This is a genomic window from Kitasatospora sp. NPDC034533 (assembly GCF_055575155.1).
Genome location: NZ_JBVITE010000027.1, coordinates 54,965 through 77,614, shown reverse-complemented (window position 1 = coordinate 77,614; position 22,650 = coordinate 54,965). Strand labels below are relative to the sequence as shown.

Sequence of the window (22,650 nt, the reverse complement as noted above, 5' to 3'; positions counted from 1 at the left end):
CCCGTCAAGGTTTGTGACGGAAATCGCGGAAGGTGCCGGCATGAGCCCACGCGTCCCCCGATCCCATCCGTACATCCCCAACTCCGCTCCTCAGGTGAGGACTTCGATGCTGGAGGCGGTCGACGCCCGGAGCGTCGAGGAGTTCTACGCCGACATCCCGGCGGACCTGCGCCTGGACCGCCCGCTGCGGCTGCCCGAACCGCTCGACTCCGAGGCCCGGCTGGTCGCCCACCTGGAGGAACTGCTCTCCCGCAACACCGTCGTGCCGCCGGGCCGCAGCTTCCTCGGCGCCGGCTGCTACCGCCACCACGTGCCCGCCGTGGTGGACGAGATCGTGAACCGCAGCGAGTTCCTCACCGCCTACGCGGGCGAGCCGTACGAGGACCACGGCCGCTTCCAGGCGCTGTGGGAGTACCAGTCGCTGATGGCCGAGCTGCTGGCCGTCGAGGTCGTCAACGTGCCGACGTACGACGGGTTCCAGGCCGCCGCGACGGCGCTGCGGATGGCCGGCCGGGTCACCGGGCGGCGCCGGCTGGTGCTGGTCGGGGAGATCGACCCGGACCGGCTCTCCCGCATCCGGGACTACGTCCGGGGCGTCCACGACCTGGTGACCGTCCCGGCCGAGCCCGCCGCCGTCCGCGCCGCGCTCGCCGAGGGCGGCGCGGCCGCCGTCTACGCCCAACTGACCGACCACACCGGCCGGGTGGCGGTGGAGCTGCCGCAGTACGTCGAACTCGCTCACGAGGCCGGGGCGTTGGCGGTCGTGCACGTCAACCCGATGAGCCTCGGCGTGCTCACCCCGCCCGCCGAACTCGGCGCCGACCTCACCTGCGGCGACCTCCAGCCGCTCGGCATCCACCCGAGCTTCGGCGGCGGGAACGCCGGATTCATCGGCAGCCGGGACGACGAACGACTCGTCGCCGAGTACCCGAGCCGGCTCTTCGGCCTGGCCCCCACCGACGTCCCCGGCGAGTACGGCTTCGGCGACGTCGCGTACGAGCGCACCTCCTTCGCCCTGCGCGAGGAGGGCAAGGAGTGGGTCGGCACCGCCGCCGCCCTGCACGGCATCGCCGCCGGGGTCTACCTCGCCCTGATGGGCCCGCACGGCATGCGCGAGATCGGCACGACGATCCTCGCCAACACCGCCTACGCCCGGCAGCGCCTGGCCCGCGTCCCCGGGGTGGAACTGGCCGAGCCCGAGGCCGTGCACTTCGCCGACTTCACCGTCCGCTACACCGGCGCCCGCACCGCGGCCGAGGTCGCCGCCGCCCTGCTCGCGCTCGGCCTGCACGGCGGCACCCCGGCCGCGGCCGACGAGGGCCGCTACTGCGTGACCGAGCTGCACACCCGGGCCGACATCGACCGCCTCGCCGACGCGCTTGAGGAGATCGCCAAGTGACCGACAGCCCGACCGATCCGCGCATCGCCCCCAAGCCCGCCCTGCGCCGCTTCCACCAGGCCCGCTGGGACGAGAAGCTCGTCTTCGAGCTGGGCACGCCCGGCGAGCGGGGCGTGCTGCCCCCGCTGCCCGAGGCCGCCGTCACCGCCGCCGTCGGCGACCCGGCCGAGCGGCTGCCGGCCGCGCTGCGCCGCGGCGCGCCGCCCGCCCTGCCCGAGCTGGGCCAGCAACAGGTGCTCCGGCACTACCTGCGGCTCTCCCAGGAGAACCTCGGCGCCGACCTCAACGTGGACGTCGGCCAGGGCACCTGCACCATGAAGTACAGTCCCAAGGTCAACGACGCCTTCGTCCGCGACCCCCGGATCGCCGCCCTGCACCCGGCGCAGGACCCGTCGACGGTCCAAGGGGTGCTCGAACTCGTGTACCGGCTGGAGCAGTTGCTCCAGGAGATCTCCGGCATGGACCGGGTCAGCCTCCAGCCCGGCGCGGGCTCCGCCGCGATCTGGACCAACGTCTCGGTGATCCGCGCCTTCCACGCCGCCCGCGGCGGACTCGACCGGCGCGACGAGGTCATCACCACCGCCTTCTCCCACCCCTCCAACGCCGCCTGCGCCAAGACCGCCGGCTTCCGGGTGATCACCCTGCACCCCGACGCCGACGGCTACCCCGACATCGAGGCGCTGCGCGCCGCCGCCGGCCCGCGCACCGCCGCGCTGCTCATCACCAACCCCGAGGACACCGGCATCTACAACCCCCGGATCGCCGAGTTCGTCCGGATCGTCCACGAGGCCGGCGGCCTGTGCGCCTACGACCAGGCGAACGCCAACGGCATCCTCGGCATCACCCGGGCCCGCGAGGCGGGCTTCGACCTGTGCCACTTCAACCTGCACAAGACCTTCTCCACCCCGCACGCCTGCGGCGGCCCGGCGGCCGGCGCCTGCGGCGTCACCGCCGAGCTGGCGCCCTACCTGCCGCGCCCCACCGTGGAGTTCGACGGCGAGCGGTACCGCCTGGACGACGACCGGCCGGACTCGGTCGGCAAGATCCGCCCGTACCTGGGCGTGGTGCCCAACCTGGTGCGCGCCTACGCCTGGATCATGTCCCTGGGCGCCGAGGGGCTGCGCGAGGTCGCCGAGACCGCCGTGCTCAACAACAACTACCTGCTGCACCGGGTACGGGGGATCCGCGGCGTCAGCGTCCCGTACGCCGAGGGGCGCCCCCGGGTCGAGCAGGTCCGCTACAGCTGGCAGCGGCTCGCCGAGGACACCGGGCTGCACAGCGAGGACCTCGGCTACCGCGCCGCCGACTTCGGCACCCACTACTGGACCAGCCACCACCCCCACGTCGTCCCCGAGCCGATGACCCTGGAGCCCACCGAGTCCTACTCCCGGGCCGACCTGGACGAGTACGCGGCGATCCTGGCTGAGGTCGCCCGCGAGGCGTACGAGGACCCGCAGACCGTGCGCACCGCCCCGCACCGCTCCACCGTGCACCGGATCCGGCACGAGCCGCTGGACGATCCGGCGCTCTGGTCCGTCAGCTGGCGCGCCTACCGCCGCAAGGTCCTCGGCGAGCAGCCGTGACGTCCGCGCCGACGGGCGGCCGCCACCGCCCGGACCGGGCCGGCACCGGACCCCGGATCGGCCTCCTGGTCAACCCGGTCGCCGGCCTCGGCGGCCCGGTGGGCCTCCAGGGCAGCGACGGAGCGGAGGTCCAGCGCCGGGCCCTGGTGCTCGGGGCCCGCCCCCGGTCCGTCGAGCGAGCCGCCCTGACGATCAGTCACCTCCCGGATTCCATCGATCTGGTCACCGTCGACGGCCCGATGGGGGCCACGGCGGCACGGGCGGCCGGACGCCCCGCACGGGTGGTGCACCGGCCCTCGGGAGCGGCCACCACCGCCGCCGACACCCGCGCGGCGGTGCGTGCCCTGGCCGCGGCCGGCGCCGGCCTGCTGCTGTTCTGCGGCGGCGACGGCACCGCCCGCGACGTGCTCGACGCGCTCGGGCCCGAGCCGCGCCTGCCGGTGCTCGGCATCCCGGCCGGGGTCAAGATGCACTCGGCCGTCTTCGCCGTCCACCCCCGGGCCGCCGCCGAGGTCGCCACCGCCTGGGCGGCCGGCCGCGGGGTGCGCCTGGAGGCCGCCGAGGTGGTGGACCGGGACGAGGCCGCGCTGCGGGCCGGCCTGGTCTCCGCCCGGCTGTACGGGCGGCTGACCGTCCCGGTGCTGCCCGCCCGGGTGCAGCAGCGCAAGACGGGCAGCTCCGGCCCCGCCCCGGGGGCACCGGCCGGCATCGCCGCCGAGGTCGCCGAGCGGGTCGGCCCCGGCGGGCTGCTGATCCTCGGGCCCGGCAGCACCACCTACGCGGTGGCCACCGCCCTCGGCGCACCGGGCGCCAGCCTGACCGGGGTCGACCTGCTGCGGCTCGGTCCCGGGGACGCCCTCGGCCCGGACCGCACCGACGGTCTCGCCACCGCCGCCCGGGTCCTGATCCGCGACGCCCGGGCCGACCAGCTGCGCACCCTGTCCGCCGCCCCCTTCATCGCCCTCTCCCCCATCGGCGGCCAGGGCTTCCTGCTCGGCCGCGGCAACCAGCAGCTCACCCCCGAACTGCTGCGCGCCGCGGGCCGGGAGCGGCTGCTGGTGCTCGCCACCGAGGCCAAACTCGCCGCCCTGGCCGGCCGTCCACTGCTCCTGGACACCGGCGACCCCGCCCTGGACGACGCCCTCGCCGGGCACGTCCGGGTGATCACCGGCCGCCGCTCCGGCGCCGTCTACCGCCTCTCCGCCTGACCTGTAGAGGAGCTCCCCCATGATCGACCTGCACGGCAAGCGCGCGATCGTCACCGGCGCCGCCTCCGGCATCGGCCGGGCCACCGCCGCCCTGCTCGCCGAACTCGGCGCCGCCGTCATGCTCCTGGACATCGACGGAGAACGCGGCGAACAGGCCGCCAAGGAGACCGGCGGCACCTTCCTGCGCTGCGACGTCTCCCAACGCTCCGACTGCGAGCGGGCGGTGCGCGCCACCGTCGGGCAACTCGGCGGCGTGGACGTGCTGTTCAACAACGCGGGCATCATCCGCCGCTCCACCGTCACCGAGATCAGCGACGAGGACTGGGACCTGGTGATGGCCGTCAACGTCCGCTCGATCATGCTGCTGAGCGGACTGGTGGTACCGCTGATGGCCGCGAACGGCGGCGGCAGCATCGTCAACACCGGCTCCGGCTGGGGCATCAAGGGCGGCGGCCGGGCCATCTCCTACTGCGCCTCCAAGGGCGCCGTGGTCAACATGACCCGGGCCATGGCCATCGACCACGGCTCTGACAACATCCGGGTCAACTGCGTCTGCCCGGGCGACACCGACACCGGCATGCTCGCCGAGGAGGCACGCCAACTCGGCGAGGACCCGGCCGCGTTCTACACCGACGCCGCCGACCGCCCGCTCGGCCGGATCGGCCGGCCCCGGGACGTCGCCCAGACCGTCGCCTTCCTTGCCAGCGACGCCGCCGCCTTCGTCAGCGGTGCGGTCATCGCCGTGGACGGGGCCGGAACCGCCTGACGCGGCAGGGCTGTCGACGGCCGAGGCCGCCGGCCCGGGCGACCGAGGCAGGACGACCGGCCGAGGCGGCCAGCCGAGGACGACCGGCCGAGGCGACCGACCGTGGGGGGCCGGTCGCCCGGCCGGTACGCTACCGACCGAGGAAGAAGGGAAGCCCGATGGCGATCGAGCGGCGTCCGCTGCGCGAGCAGGTGAAGGACGAACTCCTGGAGCAGCTCGGCCGCGGCCGGTTCACCCCCGGCGAGTCGATCAACGAGGTCCAGCTCGCCGAGGAACTGGGCGTCAGCCGCACCCCGCTGCGCGAGGCCCTGATCAGCCTGGAGCGCGAGGGGATCATCACCAGCGAACGCGGCAAGGGATTCCGCTTCGCCCCCACCGGCAAACAGGAGTTCCGCGACCTCACCGCGATCGTCATCGCCCTGGAGTCGCTGGCGCTGCGCACCTCCGATCCGGCGCACCTCGCCGAGATCGCCCCCCGGCTGCTCGCCGAGGCCCGCGCCTTCTCCGCCCCGCAGGCGCCGCACGGCACGATCGAGCGCTACGACGACGCCTGGCACGCGCTGCTGCTCTCCGGCTGCGCCAACACCCGGCTGCGCGACATGATCGACTCTCTGAAACTCACCCTGCACCGCTACGAGCGGGTGGTCGTCGGTGACCACGAGATCCTGGAACGCGCCGCCGAGGAGCACGAACGGATCGCCCAGTGCCTGCTGGACGGCGACCTCGACCGGGCCGTCGCCGCGCTGGAGGCCAACTGGACCAGCGGCATGGACCGCATCCTGGACCGGCTGCCCCCCGTCGCCGCCCGCTGACCCGGCCCGTCCCGGCCGCCCTCCCGGCCGCGTCCCGCCGTCAGTCGAGCAGCTCGACGACGACCCGGCGGCAGCAGCCGTCCGGCCAGCGCGAGGATCTCGGCCGGCCCGGTCACGTCCAGCGCGTTCACCCCGGGGAACACCGGGATCACGACCAGATGGTCAGGCTGGGTGCGTCGTTCACGCCCCGCCCTCGCCCGGCGGAGCCCTTGGCGGCAATGACGGGACTCTGCAACATCCGGCCACGGCGTTCCGCGACCTACGGTTTTGCGACCTACGTCCGCGGTCGGACGACCCCCGCGACCAGCGCCCGATTGACGCCCGGCCACCTCCGCGCCGCATGATGGCCCGCATGTGGGGCAAATGGATCGACTGCCGGGTACGGCCCGAAGCACGTGAGGCGTTCACCGCCGGTCAGCGGCGCTGGTCGGCGATCTCCGACCAGCCCGGCCTGGTGGGCCAGACCGGCGGCTGGATCCCCGGCGCCGACCGGGCCCTCCTGCTCGCTCTGTGGACCGACGAACCCTCGTACGCCCGCTTCATGCGGGAACGCCACGACCGGATCGCCGCAGCAGCCGACCAGCGGTCCAGCTACACGGAGATCGAGGTGGCCACCGGTCCGGTCGTGCTCACCATGCCGGGCGCGGCCCCCTCGCTGCCCGCCGCCCTCACCCGTGCCACCGTGCTGCGGGCCGCCGACTGCCGTCTCCACCCCGGCCGCGCCGACCACTTCCTCGACGTCCAGCGCCTCCTCTGGGCCCCGGGCATGGCCGCCGCCGACGGCATGCTCGGCGGCGCCGTCACCCGCCTCGCCGCCGACCGCTACCTCGTCACCAGCCTTTGGGCCACCCCCGCCGCACATCACGCCTACACCACCCACCACCTCCCCGCCCTGCTCCCCCGCGCCGCCGTCCCCGCCGACGTCCACACCCTCACCGGGCACCTGCTGCCCCTCGAACCGTCCTGGCTGGTCCTGCCCGCCCGCACCAGTGGATCAGGCGCGCCCTAGACTCCGGGGCCATGTCACTGCCGCGCTCCGTAGGCTCCGTCGAAGACCAGCTGTCGGTCATCGACTCCCTGATCGCCGCCCCGTTCCCCGAGCGGGAGGACTCGAAGACCGAGCACGGCTGGGGCGGCCCCGGCTACCAGCTCGCCGTGCTCCGGGCCAGCGGCGAATTCCGGGACGCCCCCGACCTCGCGACCATCGCCGCGGCCGAGGAGGAGATCGAGGCCGACCTCACCGCCCTCGCGGCCGTCCTGACCGCCCGCTGGGGCGGCCCGACCACGCTCGACCTCTGGGCCCTCCTCGGCTACGACCAACCGGACCTCCCCGCCGCCGACGGCCCAGAACCCCTGTTCTCCCTCGCGCAGATGGTCTTCCACCTCCCGGTGTGGCGGGTGCCGTCCACCGGGCGCTGGGTCGGCCTCACCCTCACCCAGGCCGACCGGGAGCTCCCCGTCGAACTCCTCGCCGCGATCGGCGAGGAGTCCTGCCTGCCCCTCTGAGGTCACCGCTGCGGCGCTGCTGCCGACCAAGGCGGAGACAGATCCATGCCGACCGGACTCAGCGCGCGGTCCAGCGGCCCTTCACTCCGATCACCGGACTCACCGGCCCTGTGACCGTGGAGCAGATATCCGATCTCATCAGGACGCGTACGTACCCGGACTCCGCGCCATGCGACGTCGAAGTCGAGTCGTCCATCATGCGATCGGCTGAGCCGAAGCGCATTCCAGCTCGTCCGTGGCGCAAGTACCCAGCGCCAGAGTCCGGTTGTCACGGGGCTCCCTCCGTCTCCTCGCTCAGCCCGTACTCCTCGCTCAGCTCCGGAGCCGTCTCCCTGAACATCTTCAGGAGTCCCTTCATGACCGTCGCGTCCCCGCAGACCGGATTCGACGCCGAGATCAGCCTGGCCAGTGCGTCGAGCACCGGGTACCACGCCGCGTTGCCAGTCCGTACGGTCCTGGCCAACTGCTGGAACGGCTTGACGTCCACGCTCCCGCGCTGCTCCGGGTGGCGTTCGAGGTGGTCGAGCAGAAGGAGTACCGGATCGGAGTAGAGGGTGTTTCTCACGTACGTCAACCGCCGGACGCGAGCCCGGTCGTGACGCCACTGGCGAGCCGCCTCGGCGGTGTCTTCGTCCAGGAACAGCTGGACCGTGGCGACCAGACCCCGGTAGTACCCGTCCGGGCTGTCGTACTCCCGCCCGAGTTCCACGTTGAGCTGGTCCTGCGCGGGCCGCACCTCGTCGACGGACCAGTCCCCGGACAGCCGCGCCGCGCGCTCCAGGAGGTCCCGGGCCACCACCGACTCGGTGTTCCGGTGCGCCTCCTCACCGGGCCACCACTCCGCCGAGAAGGTGGCCGTGAAGCAGAGGTCCGGGGTCCCATTGCGCAATGGCCGGCGCTCCACCACGCAGCCCAGCCGCTCGGGCTCACGCCGGCGGCTGAAGCGACGCTTCACTCGCTCGCCCCGGCCAGTTCCGCCACCGGCGCCAAGTCTCGGTCGGCCTTCACCAGCCGCATGACGTCCTGCTCCGGCCTCCGGCCGTCCTCACGGACGACGCCGCCCAGGGCATCGGCCAGCAGTTTGAGGTCTTTGAGCCGACCGTACTTCAGCACGACTGCCCAGAGCGCCTTGAGGGACTCTTCGTACGGCGCACCGGTCGGGCGCCGCTCCAGCCACGTGGCGATCGTGGGAAACAGCTCGGGGTAGTCGTCCGGAGCCTCGAACATGCCGTCCAGCGCCGCACGGACCAGGCCGGTCGTCTCCGACTCCGCGGCTGGCGCAAGCGTGAGTTCGTCCGCCCCCATCAGGGCCAGCGCCCCGAGCCGCACTGCCGTGGTCGCACCCGATCGCTGCTGTACGGACCGGAGGGTGCCGATGAACCACGGCAGCAGGTTCGGCGTGCGCAGCACAGCGGTGAAGGCGCCCAGAACATCACCCCGGACCGCCGGGCTGCCGCTGTCGGCCACCCGCCTGATCCTGGTCAGGGCCGCGTCGGCCTGGTCTTCGAGCAACTCTCGGCACACCTGGACGACCAGCCGCTGGCCTTCTTCGGACTTCCGCGCGGCGGTGTCGTAGAGCAACGCGCGGGTGGGGCGGCCGAGGCTATCGTCCTTGGCGGCCGCGACGAGCACAGCCGCGGCGAAGGCCCGGCTTCGAGGCGTCGTGGCGAGATCCCGAAGGACCGCGAGGCCCTGGGTGTCCCGGGTGGCGAGCACCACGTTGGTCACCGCCCGGATCGGGGCTCCATCGGGCTCGGCCCGCTGGTCGGAGGAGTCGGACATGATCCACTCCAGCACCCTGCGCCGCACGTCCGGGTACTCACGCCACACCCTGATCAGTAGCTCGTCCCCGTATGCCGGCGCCCGGAACGAGGCCACACCGGATTCGTCGACGCCGGCGCCCACCGCCTTCAGGCGGGTCTGCAAGCCGCGGCCGGCGAATGAGCCCCGGAGGTCCGGGCGCCTGTCCTTCGCGGTCGCCTCCCTGCTCTCGACCCCACCGGCGAGGAGGTCGACCAGCCGGTGCCCCTCCTCGATCGCCTGCTCGACCTTGACCGAGCCTCGAACGGCGAGCACGAGGGAGTAGCAGCGCTCCTCCAAGGTCAGAGGGGACACCTGGCCCACGCCGTCGATCGTCTTGGTCGGTGCCGACGCCTCCGCGAGCCGCTGGTCCAGTTCCTCGCTCCAACCTCGAACCAGCCGCTTGAGGAGTTTCGTGAACCTGACGGAACCTTCGGGATCGGACACCAGGGGATCGAACTCTGCCGTGATCTCGATGTAGTCGCGGATGAAGCGGTTCGAACGGACCGCGCTCCACTCCTCGATGTCCTGGTCGATCCCGCGCTTCTGGAGGTCCGCAACGCGGGCGTCTCCACAGCCGGCCGCGATGTGGTTCCGGACCACCTCCCACGCGGGTGGCGAGTCCTTGAGCTCGACCACCGCGATCTCAGTCGGCACTTCGGCCTTGCGCGCCGCCCAGAGCTCCTCGGTCACCGTGACGAGGAGGAAGGAGTCCTTGGCCCGAAGCTCGGCCGCATACTTCGGAAGCTTGCTGAGAAAGCTCTCTCGTAGCTGATCGGTCTCGCTGTCGCGCAGTTCCAGGAGTTGTCCCCGCCCTGGCTTGCACGGCAGCTGGGCCATCGTGAGCCGCTGCCAGTCACCGTCCAGGAGCACGGTCTCCCGCTCCTGTCCCGCAGCCAGGGCCAGCTCGTGCTTGGCGAAGGTCGTCGCCCCGATCTCCGGCCGGACGACCACCAGGACGATCGGGTGCTCCGAGCTCAGCGCCTTCTGGACCTTCTCGGCAGCCGCCGCCCAGCTCTCCGGTTCGACGTAGACCCCTTCCATCAGGGCCTTCTGCCGGTCGATCGGGGTCTCCTCCAGGAGCTTCTCGACCGTCGTCGGGTTGAAGATCGGATTGAAGAGCAAGTCTCGAGCGTTCTCGATGTAGAAACCGGCTCGAGGACCATCCTCGACCGCCTGGTCAGGAGGCTGTCCCTCCTGCCCGACCGGTCCGGCGTCGAGAGCCGGTTCCTCCTTCGAAGGGCCGCCTTCGGCGTCCCCGTTGGAGAGCGGCTCCCCGCCCTCCTGGTCTCCCCGGTGACCGGGTGCTTCGGTCGGCTCCTGCGGATCCTTGTCCGCCCCCAGAGCACCGGCCGGCGGCTCGACTTCGCTCACGGCCTTCTCCTCGTCCCCACCCGAAGGATCAGGCGCGTTCATGACACCGAACATGGTCTCGTTCTCCCTCTGAAGCCCCGTACGGACGGAAACGGATCCCGGCGAGTCACCGGCTGTCGGCGCTGGGGGTGTTGATCGTGAGGTCTCCGGTCTGCTCGAAGTACTTGTCGATGGCCCCGAAGTTTCGCGTTCCTCCGGTGATCCGGTGCGATGCTCGCGGAGGTTCGATCGGCTCCTCCTTCCCTGCCGACACGAGCTTCGGCCACGGGTCGGCAGCCTCCAGCAGTTCCGCGTTCACCCTCGGCACGTGCACCCAGGCCGGCTCGGCGAACTTCCCGTCCACCACCGCCCGCGTGAGCCGGAAGTCCTCGGCCCGCAGGCGCTCGGTGCGACCGGCCCGGACGATCACCTGGAAGGCCTCGTAGGACAGGAGCAGCGCCACGAAGGCGTTTCGCTCCTCGGCGACCTTCACCGTGACACGAGCCGCATCGCTGGCCACGAAGCGGCAGAGGTCGTTGATCGAGTCGCCCCGGCGGCTGTCCGGCAGCGGCCCGAGGTGCACGCTCGCCCGCACCCTGATCGGCGGCACCGCTGCCGGTCGCATCCGGTCGTGGTCGGCGAGCAGCCGGTGCAGGTTCTCCGGCAGCGGGTCGACCAGGAGCCGCGCCCTCGCCAGCGGCAGGGCCAGGATCAGGCCGTCGCCGGTGGAGTCCCGGTACAGCGGCTCGCGCCACTCCGCCTCCAGTCCGCTCTGGAAGAAGGCCCTGGCCAGCATGGACTCGAAGTCCTCCCAGTAGTCCGTCATGCGCCACGATTCGACGGCGCTGTATCCCTTCATGTCGATCACGAACAGCGCCCGGTAGTCCGGGATGTCCCGGGGGTCGGAGGTGACGGAGTCGAGCATCGTTGACGCCCTTTCACTGCGGGACGGAAGGGAACATCGGCAGCCGCGTTCGGCGGTCCCTCCGATGATGCGGCGACGGCTGTGGCCCCGCTGCACAGTCCTGGGCAGGAGCCCGGTGAGCCACGTCTCAGACCACCGATCGGCAGGCCCGCAGGCCGGCGAGGTCGAGAACCTCCAGACTGCCCGCGAGCGACTGGACGAGTCCACGTGCGCGGAGCGGCCTCAGCGCCTCCACGACGGAGTTGCGCGAGCACCCGATCAATTGGGCGATCTCATCCTGCGACAGCTTGATGCGGACCGGACCGCGGACCGGTTGGGCCACCGACTCCGCCAGCCGCAACAGCGCCGCGACGAGCCGGACCGGGACCGAGGCGGTCGCGAGTTCCTGCCTGATCTCCTCGCTCTGTCTCACCTGTCCCACCGCGTGCCGCATGAGCACCTGGAACAGGCCGTACTCGTCGATGAACGCGTGGAACTCGCGGGCCGGGACGATGTGGACCGTACACGGCTCCAGCGCCGTCACCGTCGCGCTGCGCTGCTCCTCGGCCAGGACCGCGAGTTCACCCAGCAGGGCACCGGCGTTCCGGACCGCCAACATCGTCGCCTGGCCGCTCCTTCCATGCCGCGATACGGTCACTGACCCTGAGGCCAGGACCAGGACATGGGTCCCGGGGGCTCCTTGGAGCAGCAGGATGCTTCTGGTCTGCTTGTGCCGGGGAGGTGCGAGCGCACACAGCTTCTCCCAGAGCGGCTCACCGAACAGCTGTCGATGATTTTGATACACATCTCCTCCGAATCCTGCCCGGCCGAGAACGTCAGAAGGCGCCGAAGGCAATGACCACGGATGCCACAACCAGAACAAAACCGAACTGGAGCACGGTGATCGAAACCCTCAGCAGCCGGTACTTCCTCATCGCCAATGTGCTCAGCTCCACCGCCCTCCTGCTGTCAGCGGCATCGAGATCGGTCGCCGACAAGCGGTGCACGACCGACAACAGATGGCATTCCGTCATGGAATTGATATCGAGGAAGGAAAGCCGGTCCGGCCCGACCGACGGGGGCAGTGAGGGCGTGAGCGCTGCCGCCGCGAAGAGAAGCGCGACCCCTGTCGCGCCCACCCCCAGCATTGCCGGGACGGCCGCCCACGGCGAGACTCCCGATGCCACCGCGAGGACCGCCACCTCCAACGCGCCCGCGATGCTCGCCATCGAGCAGACCGATCCCGCCTTCGCATCGGCTCGTCGGACCTCGTCCCCCGCCTCTGCCACGAGCAACCTCAACCGCTGGGGAACCGGCCCGGCATCGGCCCCTGCCGGGACCGATGCCACCGCGCTCCGACTTGCCGACCGACTCCGCACTCGCCGGACCATCTCGCCTCCCTAGTGAACCGACGGCATGTCCTGCGATCTCATCGTTTCCCCAGGCCGCTCGCCCCAGCGCCCAGATCCTGGCTGGTCGAGGGTGGCCCACAACACAGCACCCGGATGGTCACGCCGAATTTCCGGCCCCGGTCGGACCAGGCGCGCTCGAAGAATCGTAAAGGGACTCTCAGTAACTCGCCGAGACTCTGCCGATTTTCGCAGGACTATGCGGGAATTGATCAGGTCTCATTCAACATGCCACCAAGGCAAGGCGTCGTCGCAACATTCTCGATCGTTGCGGTCGTGGACGGCCCGGCGCTCGCGGGCATCCCCGGTGAGGACGAGCAGCGGGGCGCCGCTCTGCGGCCAGGTCCGGGCGAGGTGCTCGGCGACGATCGCGGCGGTGCGCTCCCAGGTGTCCTCGACGCGGTGCCGGTGGTGCCACTCGTAGCGGTCGGCGGGCGGGGCGCGGTGTCCCTGGCCCTGCCACCGCGGTCCCTCGACCGCGCCCAGCGGCTCGCCGTGCTCCGACCGGTAGCGCTCCGGGTCGGCCCCGGTGCGGTCGACGGCGGCGACGAGGCAGGCGGGCACCGCGTCCTCCAGCAGGCCGAGCAGCGGGCCGGTGTGCGGGAGCGCGGCCCAGATGGCGCCCACGTCGGGGGCGACGCGGCGAGCGGGACGTCCAGTGCCACCTCGCCGTCGGCCGCGAACAGTGCCACCCGGGTGGGGCCCCGGCGGCGGGTTCCCCGGCCAGGTGGTCGCGGACGGCCGCACGGGCGGGTCCGTCAACCCCGGCATCGGCCAGCCGCTGGACGGCGGCGCGGTCGAGGAGCGACCGGCGCCGGGCGGCGTCCTCGGTGGCGCGGGAGGTGTCGAGGTAGCCAGAGGCCCAGGGCCCGGGCCGGTCGCGCAACGGGGTCAGGAACGCGAGGTCCATCGCGCCTGCCGTGGTGAGTGAAGCGGTGCGGACGGGCGTCCCGGGAGGCGGGTGTTCAGCGCCCGAACAGGTGCCGGATCCGGCCGTTCGGCCGCGCCGCCGTCTCCCGGCCGCCCTGCTCGGCGGCCCGCTCCTCCGGCGGTGCGGTCATCTCGACGGGGCCGTGCGGCGGGCGGTCCACATGGGCGGACCGTCGGATCGGCCGGTCCGCGTCGGCGGCCGTACCGACCCGCCGTGCGCGGCGCGGAACCCGCCGGGACAGCCACATCATCGCGAGGCCGAGGCAGAAGATCAGGCCCAGGGCCGCCCCGGCGAGGAAGATGCTCAGGCTGTTCAGTGTCACCAGGTTGGTGCCGAGGATCGTCACCTGGTAGTCGGGCCCACCGGAGAGGTTGTCCGCGATCAGCAGTCCGACGAAGGCGCCGGACGCCGCCATCAGCAGAAGTCCCAGCAGCAGCATGGGGATCCCTTCCGTCCTGGTCTCGATCGACCCCCCGCGTGAGGGCGCGCCTACCCACCGCGGGCGGCCCGTAACGACCGGCGGGGACGTCGGCGGGAGCCGAGTGACGGACCGAGGCGGCCTGCGGCGGTGGGAGACGGATCAGCGGTCGGCGGGTCAGCGATTGACGGCGGCGGTGAGGCGGCGCAGCGCGGCCTGGGCGGGCGGGCCCCAGCTGGGCTTGCCGCCGGGGCGGCCGTGGACGCCGGCGTCCCCGATGAGGAGGCAGACCAGGGCCCGCAGCACCGCCCAGCCGCGCGCCCGGCGCAGGGTCGCGGCGTCCGGGGCGGGCCGGTAGGCGGCGAGGAAGCGGTCGGCGGCGCCGTCCGGCAGCAGCGTCCAGGCGGCGGCGAGGTCGCAGGCCGGGTCACCGGCGAAGAGGTCGCCGAAGTCGATCACGCCGCAGATGGTGCCGCCCGCGGTGAGCACGTTGGCCGGGTGCAGGTCGCCGTGCAGCCACAGGGCCGCGCCGGTCCACTCGGGTGCGGCGACGGCGTCCTCCCAGACCGCTCGGACGGCCTCGGGATCGGGGAGCAGCCCCCGCTCGGCGGCCGTGGCGAAGCGCCGGTCGAATCCTTCGGCGTGGTCGGCCGGCGGCCCGCCGCGCCCGCGACCGGCGGGCGCCCCGACGGGCGCGGGTCGGTGCAGGGCGGTCAGGAAGGCGGCGAGCGCGTCGGCGGACGGTTCGGCCCGGGTGGCGGGGGCACGGTCGGCGGGCTCGCCGGGCACCCAGGTGGTGACCAGCCAGGGACGGGGGAACCGTTCGGAGGGCTCGCCCAGGCGCTGGGGGACGGGGACGGGCAGCGGCAGCCGCGGGGCGAGGGCGGGCAGCCAGGTGTGCTCCTTGCGCAGCAGTTCGTCCGCGGACTCGGTGGCCCAGGGCAGCCGGACGGCGAGGTCGTCGCCGAGCCGCCACAGCTGGTTGTCCCAGCCTCGCGCGCCGAGTTCCAGGGGGCGGTCGGCCAGGTCGGGGGCTGGTCGTGCAGCAGGTCGCGGATCAGCTCCGCGGTGATCTCGGTGCCGGGGTGCGTCATGCCCGGCAACGGTAGCGGGCGGCGGCGGTGGTCGAGCGACGACGGTACGGCGCGGCGACGGCGTTCGAGCCGGAAGCGGCGGCGGTACGGCGCGGCGACGGTGGCGCCCGGCAGCGGCGGCGGTACGGCGCGGCGACGGTGTTCGAGCCGGGAGCGGGCCTACTCGGTCTGGACGGCGATCAGGCAGGTGTCGTCGTCGGTGTCGGCGGGGCTGAGTTCGAGCAGCCGGTCCAGGTACTGCTCCAGGTCCGGGCCGGGCGCGCCCGCCGCCCCCAGCAGCTGCTCCACCGACTCCTCCACCGGGCGGTCCCGGCGCTCGACCAGTCCGTCGGTGTAGAGCAGCAGCACGTCCCCCGGGTCGAGCCGGTCGGTGCGCTCCTCGTACTCGGCGTCGTCCATCGCGCCCAGCAGCACGCCGTGCGGCAGCGGCAGCAGCCGGGCGCCGTCCGCGCCGAGCCGGACGGGCGGCAGGTGGCCAGCCCGGGCCCAGCGCAGTTCGCCGCCCGCCGGGTCCACGAGGACGCAGACGGCGGTCGCGGTGACCTGGCCGGGTTCGCGCAGGGCGACGGTGTTCGCCCAGGCCAGCAGCCGGCCCGGGCCGGCTCCGGTGACGGCGAGCCCGCGCAGGGCGTGCCGCAGCGCGACCATCCCGGTGGCCGCGCCGACGCCGTGCCCGGCCACGTCGCCGACCGCGAGCAGCACCCGCCGGTCGGGCAGCACCAGCACGTCGTACCAGTCGCCGCCGACCCGGTCGCGCTGGGCCGCGGGGCGGTAGCGGACGGCGGCGTGCAGGCCGGTGACGGCGAGCGGGGGCGGCGCGGCCGGCAGGATCGCCTGCTGGAGCCGCAGGGCCAGCTGGGCCCGCTCGGCGGACTCCTGTTCGCTGTCGGCCAGCCGCTCCCGGGTGGCGCCGAGCGCGACCTCCGTCCAGTGCTGGGCGGACACGTCGTGGTAGGCGCCGCGGACCGCGACCAGCCGGCCGGTCTCGTCGACCACCGGCTCGGCGATCACCCGGGTGAAGCGGTGGGTGCCGTCCGGGCGGTCCAGCCGGACGACGGCGGAGGCGGTGCGGTGGTGGTGGCGGACGGTGTCCAGCAGCCGCCGGATGGCCGGCCGGTCGTCCGGGTGGGTGTGCCGGGCGAGCCGGTCCAGCGGTACCGGCTCGGCGTCCGGCGGCAGCCCGTACAGCTCGCGCAGGCCCTCGCTCCAGCGGATCCGGCCCTCGGCGGGGCGCTCCTCGAACCCGGCCACCCGGGCCAGCCGCTGGGCCTGGTGGAGCAGGGCGGTGCGCTCGTCCCGGTCCTGCTCGTCGTCCAGCAGCCAGCAGACCATCAGCCGGTCGCCGAGCGGGACGACCGACAGCAGGACGGCCACGGGGGCGGCCGGCCCCTGGTCCCGGAAGGCCAACCGCACCCGCTCGCCGGTCGAGGGCACGCCGGTCTCGTACGCGCGCACCAGCCGGTCGAGCAGCCCGGCGGCGCAGGCGACCGGGTACGTCTCCAGCAGCGAGGCGCCCTCCGCCGCGTCCCGGGGGCGGCCGAGCGGGTCGCGGAACCGGGCGCTGACCCGCAGCACCGTGAAGTCGGCGAGCCGGTCGGCCCGGAGGACGGGGGCCAGCAGGAGGGCGGGGGTGAGCAGGCCGTCCAGCAGCGTGGCGGCCTGCTCGGGAGTCACGGGCTCCGGGGGCGGGCCGAGCAGGGTGGTGCAGAGGTCGGCGAGGGCGCACAGCTCCCGGCGCTGCCCCGGTCCCAGCGCGGGGGCGGGGGCGGCGGCCGGCCAGAGCAGTTCCAGGGCGCCTTGGCGCCGGCCCCGGTCGAGCAGCGGCAGGACGGCCCGGGCGGCGCCGGCGCCCACCGAGGGGCCGTCCGTGCCGGGCTCGCCGGGCCACAGCTCGATGCCGCCGACGACGGCCAGGTGCGCCGGGGTCGGCAGGCCGGGCGGCACCCGGGCCCAGTCGGCCGCCTCCTGGGCGGAGAGCCCGGCGTGTGCGGCGAGGCCGAGCGCCCCGCCGGGCAGCCGCTGCCAGACGGCCACGGCCCGGACGCCGAGGGCCGCGGCGGCCTGGTCCAGCACCGCTCCGGCGGCGTGCCGCAGGTCGGGGACGGCGGCCAGCGCGGGCGCGACGGGCGGGCCGGCCTCCAGCGGACCCACGTCGGGCGGGCCGGTCCCGGGCGCACCTGACTCGGACGGGCCGACGGACGCCGGGACCGACTCCGCCGAAGGCCGGGGCGCCACTTCCGGCAGGCCCGCGATGTCCGCCGCCAGCGCGAGCACCGGCACCCCCGCCTCCCGGGCCAGCCGGGCGAGATGGACGGCGGCCTCGGTGACCGGCAGTCCGAGCCGCTCGGCCAGGACACCGGTGGCGAGGTCGACGGCGGCCCTGGTGCGCGCCTCGGCGTGCGCCCGGGCGGCGGCTGCCTGGAGGCGGCGGACGGTCTCGGCCAGGGCCCGGGCGGTGCGTTCGGCGGCCTCCCGACGAGCCGACTCCTGACCAGCGGACTCCCTGCGGGCGGAATCCTGGTCGCCGGTCACGGCCGGCCCCCGCCGCGGGCCCCGCCGCCGCCGTGCCGAGTCGCCGTCATGGCGCGCCCAGCCACTCGCGCATCCGCTCCAGCAGCCGAGTGGTGTCCACCGGCTTGGTGACGTGGTCGTCGGCCCCGGCGGCCAGGCTGCGGTCCCGGTCGCCGGGCATCGCCTTGGCGGTGACGGCGATCACCGGCAGCCGTTCGAAGCGCGGATCGGCGCGGATCGCCGCGATGGCCGCGTAGCCGTCCAGCCCGGGCATCATGACGTCCATCAGCACCAGGTCGACCTCCGGGTGGGCGCGCAGCAGGCCGAGCCCGGCACGGCCGTCGGCGGCGAGCAGGACGGTCAGCCCGTACCGTTCCAGGGCGGCGGCGAGCGCGAAGACGTTGCGGATGTCGTCGTCGACGATCAGCACGGTCCGCCCGGCGAACGGTCCCGCCGGGCCTTGGGCCTGGGCCTCGGCCTCCGGGCCGCCCTCGTCCCCGACCGACCCGACCGACCCGACCGACCCGACCGACCCGACCGACCCGAGCGACCCCACCGACCCGACCGACCCCGCCGACCCGACCGACCCCGCCGACCCGAGCGACCCCAGCGAGTCGAGCGCCTCCGGTGCCTCCGGCGCCCCGAGCACCCTGGCCACCCGCGCCCACAGCTCGTCCAGCCCGCCGACGTGCTCCACGCCCCGGGGCGGCTCGCCGCCGCCCCCGTACCCGAGCACCGGGGTGCCGCCCGCCGCGAGCCCGCCGAGCAGCGGCGCGAGTTCCCCGGCGCCGACCAGGTCCACCAGGACGCACCGGTACGGCCCGCCCGCGAGCGCCGCCCGCACCCCCGCCTCGTCGCCCACGCCCTCCACCCGCACCGCCGTCCCCCCGCCGTCCTGCGCCGGCTCCTCCGCCGGTTCCCCTGACGACTCCCCCGACGGCGGGCCCCCCGACGCTCCCAGCGCGCCCCGGGCGAGGTGGGTGAGCAGCCCCGGCGGGTCGGGCTCGACCACCAGCACCCGCGGCGGCTCGGCCGCCGCCTGCGCCTCCGGCCCCCGCCCGGCCTCGCCCTCGGGCGCGGGCCCGCCCTCCGGGTCGTGCCCGTCCAGCGGCAGGTACAGCGTGAACCGGCTGCCCTGCCCGGCCGTGGAGCGGACGGCGATGGTCCCGCCGAGCAGTCGGGCGAGTTCCCGGCTGATCGACAGCCCGAGGCCGGTGCCGCCGTAGCGCCGGGCGGTGGAGCCGTCGGCCTGCTGGAAGGCGCCGAAGATGGTGTCCAGGTGGGCCGGGTCGATGCCGATCCCGGTGTCGTCCACGTGGAAGGCCACCGCGGCGTGCGCCAGGCCGAGCCCGGGCGGCAGGTCGGCCTCCTCGATCCGCTCGATCCGCAGCTCGACCCGCCCGGTGTCGGTGAACTTGACGGCGTTGGACAGCAGGTTGCGCAGCACCTGGCGCAGCCGCGCCTGGTCGGTGACGATCCGCTCCGGCACGCCCCGGTCGACGGACACCTCGAAGGCGAGTCCCTTCTGGTCGGCCAGTGGCCGGAAGCCGGACTCCACGTACTCCAGCAGCTCGCGCACCGTGAAGGGCTCGATCGCCAGCTCCATCTTCCCGGCCTCCACCTTGGAGAGGTCGAGGATGTCGTTGATGAGCTGGAGCAGATCGGTGCCGGCCGAGTGGATGACGCCCGCGTACTCGACCTGTTTGGCGGTGAGGTTGCCGCCGGCGTTCTCGGCGAGCAGCTGGGCGAGGATGAGCAGGCTGTTGAGCGGGGTGCGCAGCTCGTGGCTCATGTTCGCCAGGAACTCGGACTTGTACATCGAGGTACGGGTCAACTCCCGGGCGCGGTCCTCCAGTTCCTGACGGGCCTGTTCGATCTCCAGGTTCTTCGCCTCGATGTCCCGGTTGCGCTGGGCGAGCAGTGCGGCCTTCTCCTCCAACTCGGCGTTGGAGCGCCGCAGTTCCTCCTGGCCGGCCTGCAACTCCTCGGACTGGGCCTGGAGTTCGGTGGTGAGCCGGCGGGACTCGCCGAGCAGCTCGTCGGTGCGGGCGTTGGCCAGCAGGTTGCCGAGGTTGACCGCGCAGACCTCGGCGAACCGGTCCAGGAAGTCGCGATGGACCTGGGTGAACGGCTGGAAGGCGGCGAACTCCATCACGCCGATCAGCCACTCCTCCAGGGCGATCGGCAGGACGACCAGCGAGCGGGCGTCCGCCGCGCCGGTGCCGGAGGAGACGGTGGCGTAGCCGGGCGGCAGCCCGTCCACGGCCACGGTCCGCCGGCTGCGGGCGGCCTGGCCGACCAGGGACTCCCCCGGCCGCAGCCGCCGTTCCTCGCCGGCCGGGCGGCCGTAGGCGCTGATCAGGACCAGTTCGGTGCCGTCCGCGCCCTCCTCGGCGAGGAAGAACGCACCGTACTGGGCGCCGACCAGCGGGGTCAGCTCGTCGGTGATCATCTCGGCGACGGAGCGGATGTCCCGCCGGCCCTGGATGGCGGCGGAGAAACGGGCCAGGTTGGTGTTGAGCCAGTCCTGCTGCTGGTTGGCGATGGTGGTCTCGCGCAGCGACCCGACCATCGCGTTGATGTTGTCCTTGAGGTCGGCGACCTCGCCGGAGGCGTCCACGCTGATCGAGCGGGTCAGGTCGCCGGCCGCGACGGCACTGGTGACCTCGGCGATCGCGCGGACCTGCCTGGTCAGGTTGCCGGCCAGCTCGTTGACGTTCTCGGTGAGCCGCTTCCAGGTGCCGGACACGCCCTCCACCCGGGCCTGCCCGCCGAGCCGGCCCTCGCTGCCGACCTCCCGGGCCACCCTGGTCACCTCGGCCGCGAACGAGGACAGCTGGTCGACCATCGTGTTGACGGTGGTCTTCAGCTCCAGGATCTCCCCGCGCGCGTCCACGTCGATCTTGCGGGTGAGGTCGCCCGAGGCGACGGCGGTGGTGACCTGGGCGATGTTGCGCACCTGGCTGGTCAGGTTGTGCGCCATGAAGTTGACGTTGTCGGTGAGGTCCTTCCACGTCCCGGCGACGTTGGGCACCCGGGCCTGGCCGCCGAGGATGCCCTCGGTGCCGACCTCGCGGGCGACCCTGGTCACCTCGTCGGCGAAGACGGACAGCGTGTCCACCATGGTGTTGATCGCGTCGGCGAGGGCCGCGACCTCGCCCTTGGCCTCGACGGTGATCTTCCGGGACAGGTCGCCGCGCGCCACCGCCGTCGCCACCTCGGACATCGAGCGGACCTGGCCGGTCAGGTTGGAGGCCATCACGTTGACGTTGTCGGTCAGGTCCTTCCACGTCCCGGAGACGCCCCGGACGGTGGCCTGGCCGCCCAGGTTCCCGGCGGTGCCGACCTCCCGGGCGACCCTGGTCACCTCGTCCGCGAAGGAGGACAGCTGGTCGACCATCGTGTTGATGGTCTCCTTCAGGTCCAGGATCTCCCCGCGCGCGTCGACCCGGATCTTCTGGGTCAGGTCGCCCTCGGCGACGGCGGTGGTCACCTCGGCGATCGAGCGGACCTGGGCGGTGAGGTTGTCGGCCATGACGTTGACGGACTCGGTCAGGGCCCGCCAGGTGCCGGAGACGTCCCGGACGTCCGCCTGGCCGCCGAGCCGGCCCTCGGTGCCGACCTCGCGGGCCACCCTGGTCACCTCGGCCGCGAACGAGGACAGCTGGTCGACCATCGTGTTGATGGTCGTCTTGAGTTCCAGGATCTCGCCGCGGGCGGCGACCGAGATCTTCTGGGTGAGGTCCCCCTCGGCCACCGCCGTCGCCACCTGGGCGATGTTGCGCACCTGCCAGGTCAGGTTGCCCGCCATCGCGTTCACCGACTCGGTCAGGTCGCGCCACGTCCCGGCGACGCCCGGCACCTGGGCCTGACCGCCGAGCCGGCCCTCAGTGCCGACCTCCCGGGCCACCCTGGTCACCTCGTCGGCGAACGAGGACAGCGTGTCCACCATGGTGTTGACGGTGTTCTTCAGCTCCAGGATCTCGCCGCGGGCGTCCACCTCGATCTTCTGGGTGAGGTCGCCGCGCGCCACCGCCGTGGTCACCTGGGCGATGTTGCGCACCTGCCAGGTCAGGTTGCCCGCCATCGCGTTGACCGCGTCGGTCAGCTCCTGCCACGTCCCGGCGGCGTCCGGCACCTGGGCCTGGCCGCCGAGCCGGCCGTCGCTGCCGACCTCCCGGGCCACCCTGGTCACCTCGGAGGTCATCCGGGCCAGCTGGTCGGCCATGCCGTTGAAGACCTCGGCGATCTCCCCGAGCACCCCGGGCCGGTCCGGGGCGAGGCGGGTGCGGAAGTCCCCGTCGCGCACCGCCGTCAGCCCGGCCAGCAGCTGCCGCAGGGCCTGCTCGGCCGGGTCGGCCGCCGGGGCGCCGGGTACCGGGCGCTCGTCCATCCCTCCACCGTCCGGATCGCTCGGCGGACGGGATGCGCCGTCCGGGCACCTCGGCCGCGAAGGCGGCGGGCCGCCGCCCTGCTCCCACTCTGCCACCCCGGGCCGGGGGCGACACTCGGGGGCGAGCACCCGAGCCCCCGCGAGGGGGCCTCAGCCGGGAACGGTCTCGCGGATGGGGAAGGCGTCGGTGGCCCCGGTCAGTTCGAGCATCCGCAGGATCAGCGGCCGGGGCCGGGCCAGTTCGATCCGGCTGCCGTCGGCCTCGGCCCTGGCCTTGGCCCGCAGCAGGGCGTTGAGCCCGGTGGAGTCGCAGAACTCCAGCCCGGCGCAGTCCACCACGACCACGGAGGCGGGCTCGGCGACCGCCCGGTCCAGGGCCGGCCGCAGCTCGGCGAGCGAGTCGAGGTCCAGTTCGCCGAGCAGGGCGAGGACGGTCCCCCGGGCCCACGGCCGGACCTCGACGGTGAGCCCGACGGTGCGGCCGACGGCCGGGCTGCCGGGAATCGACGGGCGGTTCCTCATGGCGGAGGGCTCCTCTCCTCGCGAGCGGCCGGGCGGGCCTG

At 73.7% G+C, this 22,650-nt stretch carries 17 protein-coding genes and 1 pseudogene; 7 read left to right on the top strand and 11 right to left on the bottom strand.

From position 1 onward, the window contains the following. Nucleotides 1-40: 40 nt before the first annotated feature. From gcvPA to ACZ55U_RS20150, 7 genes are all read left to right on the top strand, one after another. Nucleotides 41-1,399 (top strand): aminomethyl-transferring glycine dehydrogenase subunit GcvPA, encoded by a 1,359-nt coding sequence (gene gcvPA, locus ACZ55U_RS20180; protein ID WP_465527504.1) that lies wholly within the window; start codon nucleotides 41-43, stop codon nucleotides 1,397-1,399. Next, entirely contained in the window at nucleotides 1,396-2,982 is a 1,587-nt protein-coding gene (gene gcvPB, locus ACZ55U_RS20175) for an aminomethyl-transferring glycine dehydrogenase subunit GcvPB (RefSeq protein WP_465527503.1), read from the top strand. Before gcvPA ends, gcvPB begins: the two co-directional genes overlap by 4 nt. Further along, the gene (locus tag ACZ55U_RS20170; RefSeq protein ID WP_465527502.1) at nucleotides 2,979-4,190 is read left to right on the top strand and encodes an ATP-NAD kinase family protein; all 1,212 of its coding nucleotides are present in this window, start codon (nucleotides 2,979-2,981) and stop codon (nucleotides 4,188-4,190) included. The genes gcvPB and ACZ55U_RS20170 overlap by 4 nt, the downstream gene beginning before the upstream one ends. Nucleotides 4,191-4,209: 19 nt before the next feature. Next, the gene (locus tag ACZ55U_RS20165; RefSeq protein ID WP_465527501.1) at nucleotides 4,210-4,956 is read left to right on the top strand and encodes an SDR family NAD(P)-dependent oxidoreductase; all 747 of its coding nucleotides are present in this window, start codon (nucleotides 4,210-4,212) and stop codon (nucleotides 4,954-4,956) included. Between the two features lie 158 nt (nucleotides 4,957-5,114). Then, nucleotides 5,115-5,768 (top strand): GntR family transcriptional regulator, encoded by a 654-nt coding sequence (locus tag ACZ55U_RS20160; RefSeq protein WP_465527500.1) that lies wholly within the window; start codon nucleotides 5,115-5,117, stop codon nucleotides 5,766-5,768. A 352-nt stretch (nucleotides 5,769-6,120) separates the two neighbouring features. Then, nucleotides 6,121-6,777: a DUF4937 domain-containing protein gene (locus ACZ55U_RS20155; protein ID WP_465527499.1), complete on the top strand. Its 657-nt coding sequence runs from the start codon at nucleotides 6,121-6,123 to the stop codon at nucleotides 6,775-6,777. Between the two features lie 11 nt (nucleotides 6,778-6,788). Next, entirely contained in the window at nucleotides 6,789-7,274 is a 486-nt protein-coding gene (locus ACZ55U_RS20150; RefSeq protein WP_465527498.1) for a hypothetical protein, read from the top strand. A gap of 268 nt (nucleotides 7,275-7,542) precedes the next feature. Here the strand turns inward: ACZ55U_RS20150 and ACZ55U_RS20145 are convergent, their stop codons facing one another. The 11 genes and pseudogenes from ACZ55U_RS20145 to ACZ55U_RS20095 form a co-directional block, all read right to left on the bottom strand. Beyond that, nucleotides 7,543-8,163, bottom strand: coding sequence for a hypothetical protein (locus ACZ55U_RS20145; RefSeq protein WP_465527497.1), 621 nt, complete (start codon nucleotides 8,161-8,163; stop codon nucleotides 7,543-7,545). A gap of 62 nt (nucleotides 8,164-8,225) precedes the next feature. Continuing rightward, nucleotides 8,226-10,502: a hypothetical protein gene (locus ACZ55U_RS20140; protein ID WP_465527496.1), complete on the bottom strand. Its 2,277-nt coding sequence runs from the start codon at nucleotides 10,500-10,502 to the stop codon at nucleotides 8,226-8,228. A gap of 52 nt (nucleotides 10,503-10,554) precedes the next feature. Then, nucleotides 10,555-11,352, bottom strand: a complete 798-nt coding sequence (locus tag ACZ55U_RS20135) for a hypothetical protein (RefSeq protein WP_465527495.1) — start codon at nucleotides 11,350-11,352, stop codon at nucleotides 10,555-10,557. A gap of 127 nt (nucleotides 11,353-11,479) precedes the next feature. Beyond that, nucleotides 11,480-12,136 (bottom strand): Crp/Fnr family transcriptional regulator, encoded by a 657-nt coding sequence (locus ACZ55U_RS20130; RefSeq protein ID WP_465527494.1) that lies wholly within the window; start codon nucleotides 12,134-12,136, stop codon nucleotides 11,480-11,482. A gap of 31 nt (nucleotides 12,137-12,167) precedes the next feature. After that, nucleotides 12,168-12,722 (bottom strand): Pycsar system effector family protein, encoded by a 555-nt coding sequence (locus ACZ55U_RS20125; protein ID WP_465527493.1) that lies wholly within the window; start codon nucleotides 12,720-12,722, stop codon nucleotides 12,168-12,170. A 237-nt stretch (nucleotides 12,723-12,959) separates the two neighbouring features. Beyond that, entirely contained in the window at nucleotides 12,960-13,367 is a 408-nt protein-coding gene (locus tag ACZ55U_RS20120) for a baeRF2 domain-containing protein (protein WP_465527492.1), read from the bottom strand. 338 nt (nucleotides 13,368-13,705) lie between these two features. Then, nucleotides 13,706-14,110 carry a hypothetical protein gene (locus tag ACZ55U_RS20115; protein ID WP_465527491.1) on the bottom strand — a complete coding sequence of 135 codons (405 nt, stop codon included), beginning with the start codon at nucleotides 14,108-14,110 and terminating at the stop codon, nucleotides 13,706-13,708. A gap of 156 nt (nucleotides 14,111-14,266) precedes the next feature. Further along, nucleotides 14,267-15,183: pseudogene (locus ACZ55U_RS20110) on the bottom strand (aminoglycoside phosphotransferase family protein). A gap of 159 nt (nucleotides 15,184-15,342) precedes the next feature. Then, complete coding sequence (locus tag ACZ55U_RS20105) at nucleotides 15,343-17,715, bottom strand: PP2C family protein-serine/threonine phosphatase (protein WP_465527490.1); 2,373 nt, start codon at nucleotides 17,713-17,715, stop codon at nucleotides 15,343-15,345. Nucleotides 17,716-17,761: 46 nt separating this feature from the next. Continuing rightward, a complete protein-coding gene (locus tag ACZ55U_RS20100; protein ID WP_465527489.1) occupies nucleotides 17,762-22,087 on the bottom strand; it encodes a HAMP domain-containing protein in 4,326 nt (1,441 codons plus the stop codon). Between the two features lie 150 nt (nucleotides 22,088-22,237). Continuing rightward, the gene (locus ACZ55U_RS20095) at nucleotides 22,238-22,609 is read right to left on the bottom strand and encodes an STAS domain-containing protein (protein WP_465527488.1); all 372 of its coding nucleotides are present in this window, start codon (nucleotides 22,607-22,609) and stop codon (nucleotides 22,238-22,240) included. Between the last annotated feature and the right edge of the window lie 41 nt (nucleotides 22,610-22,650).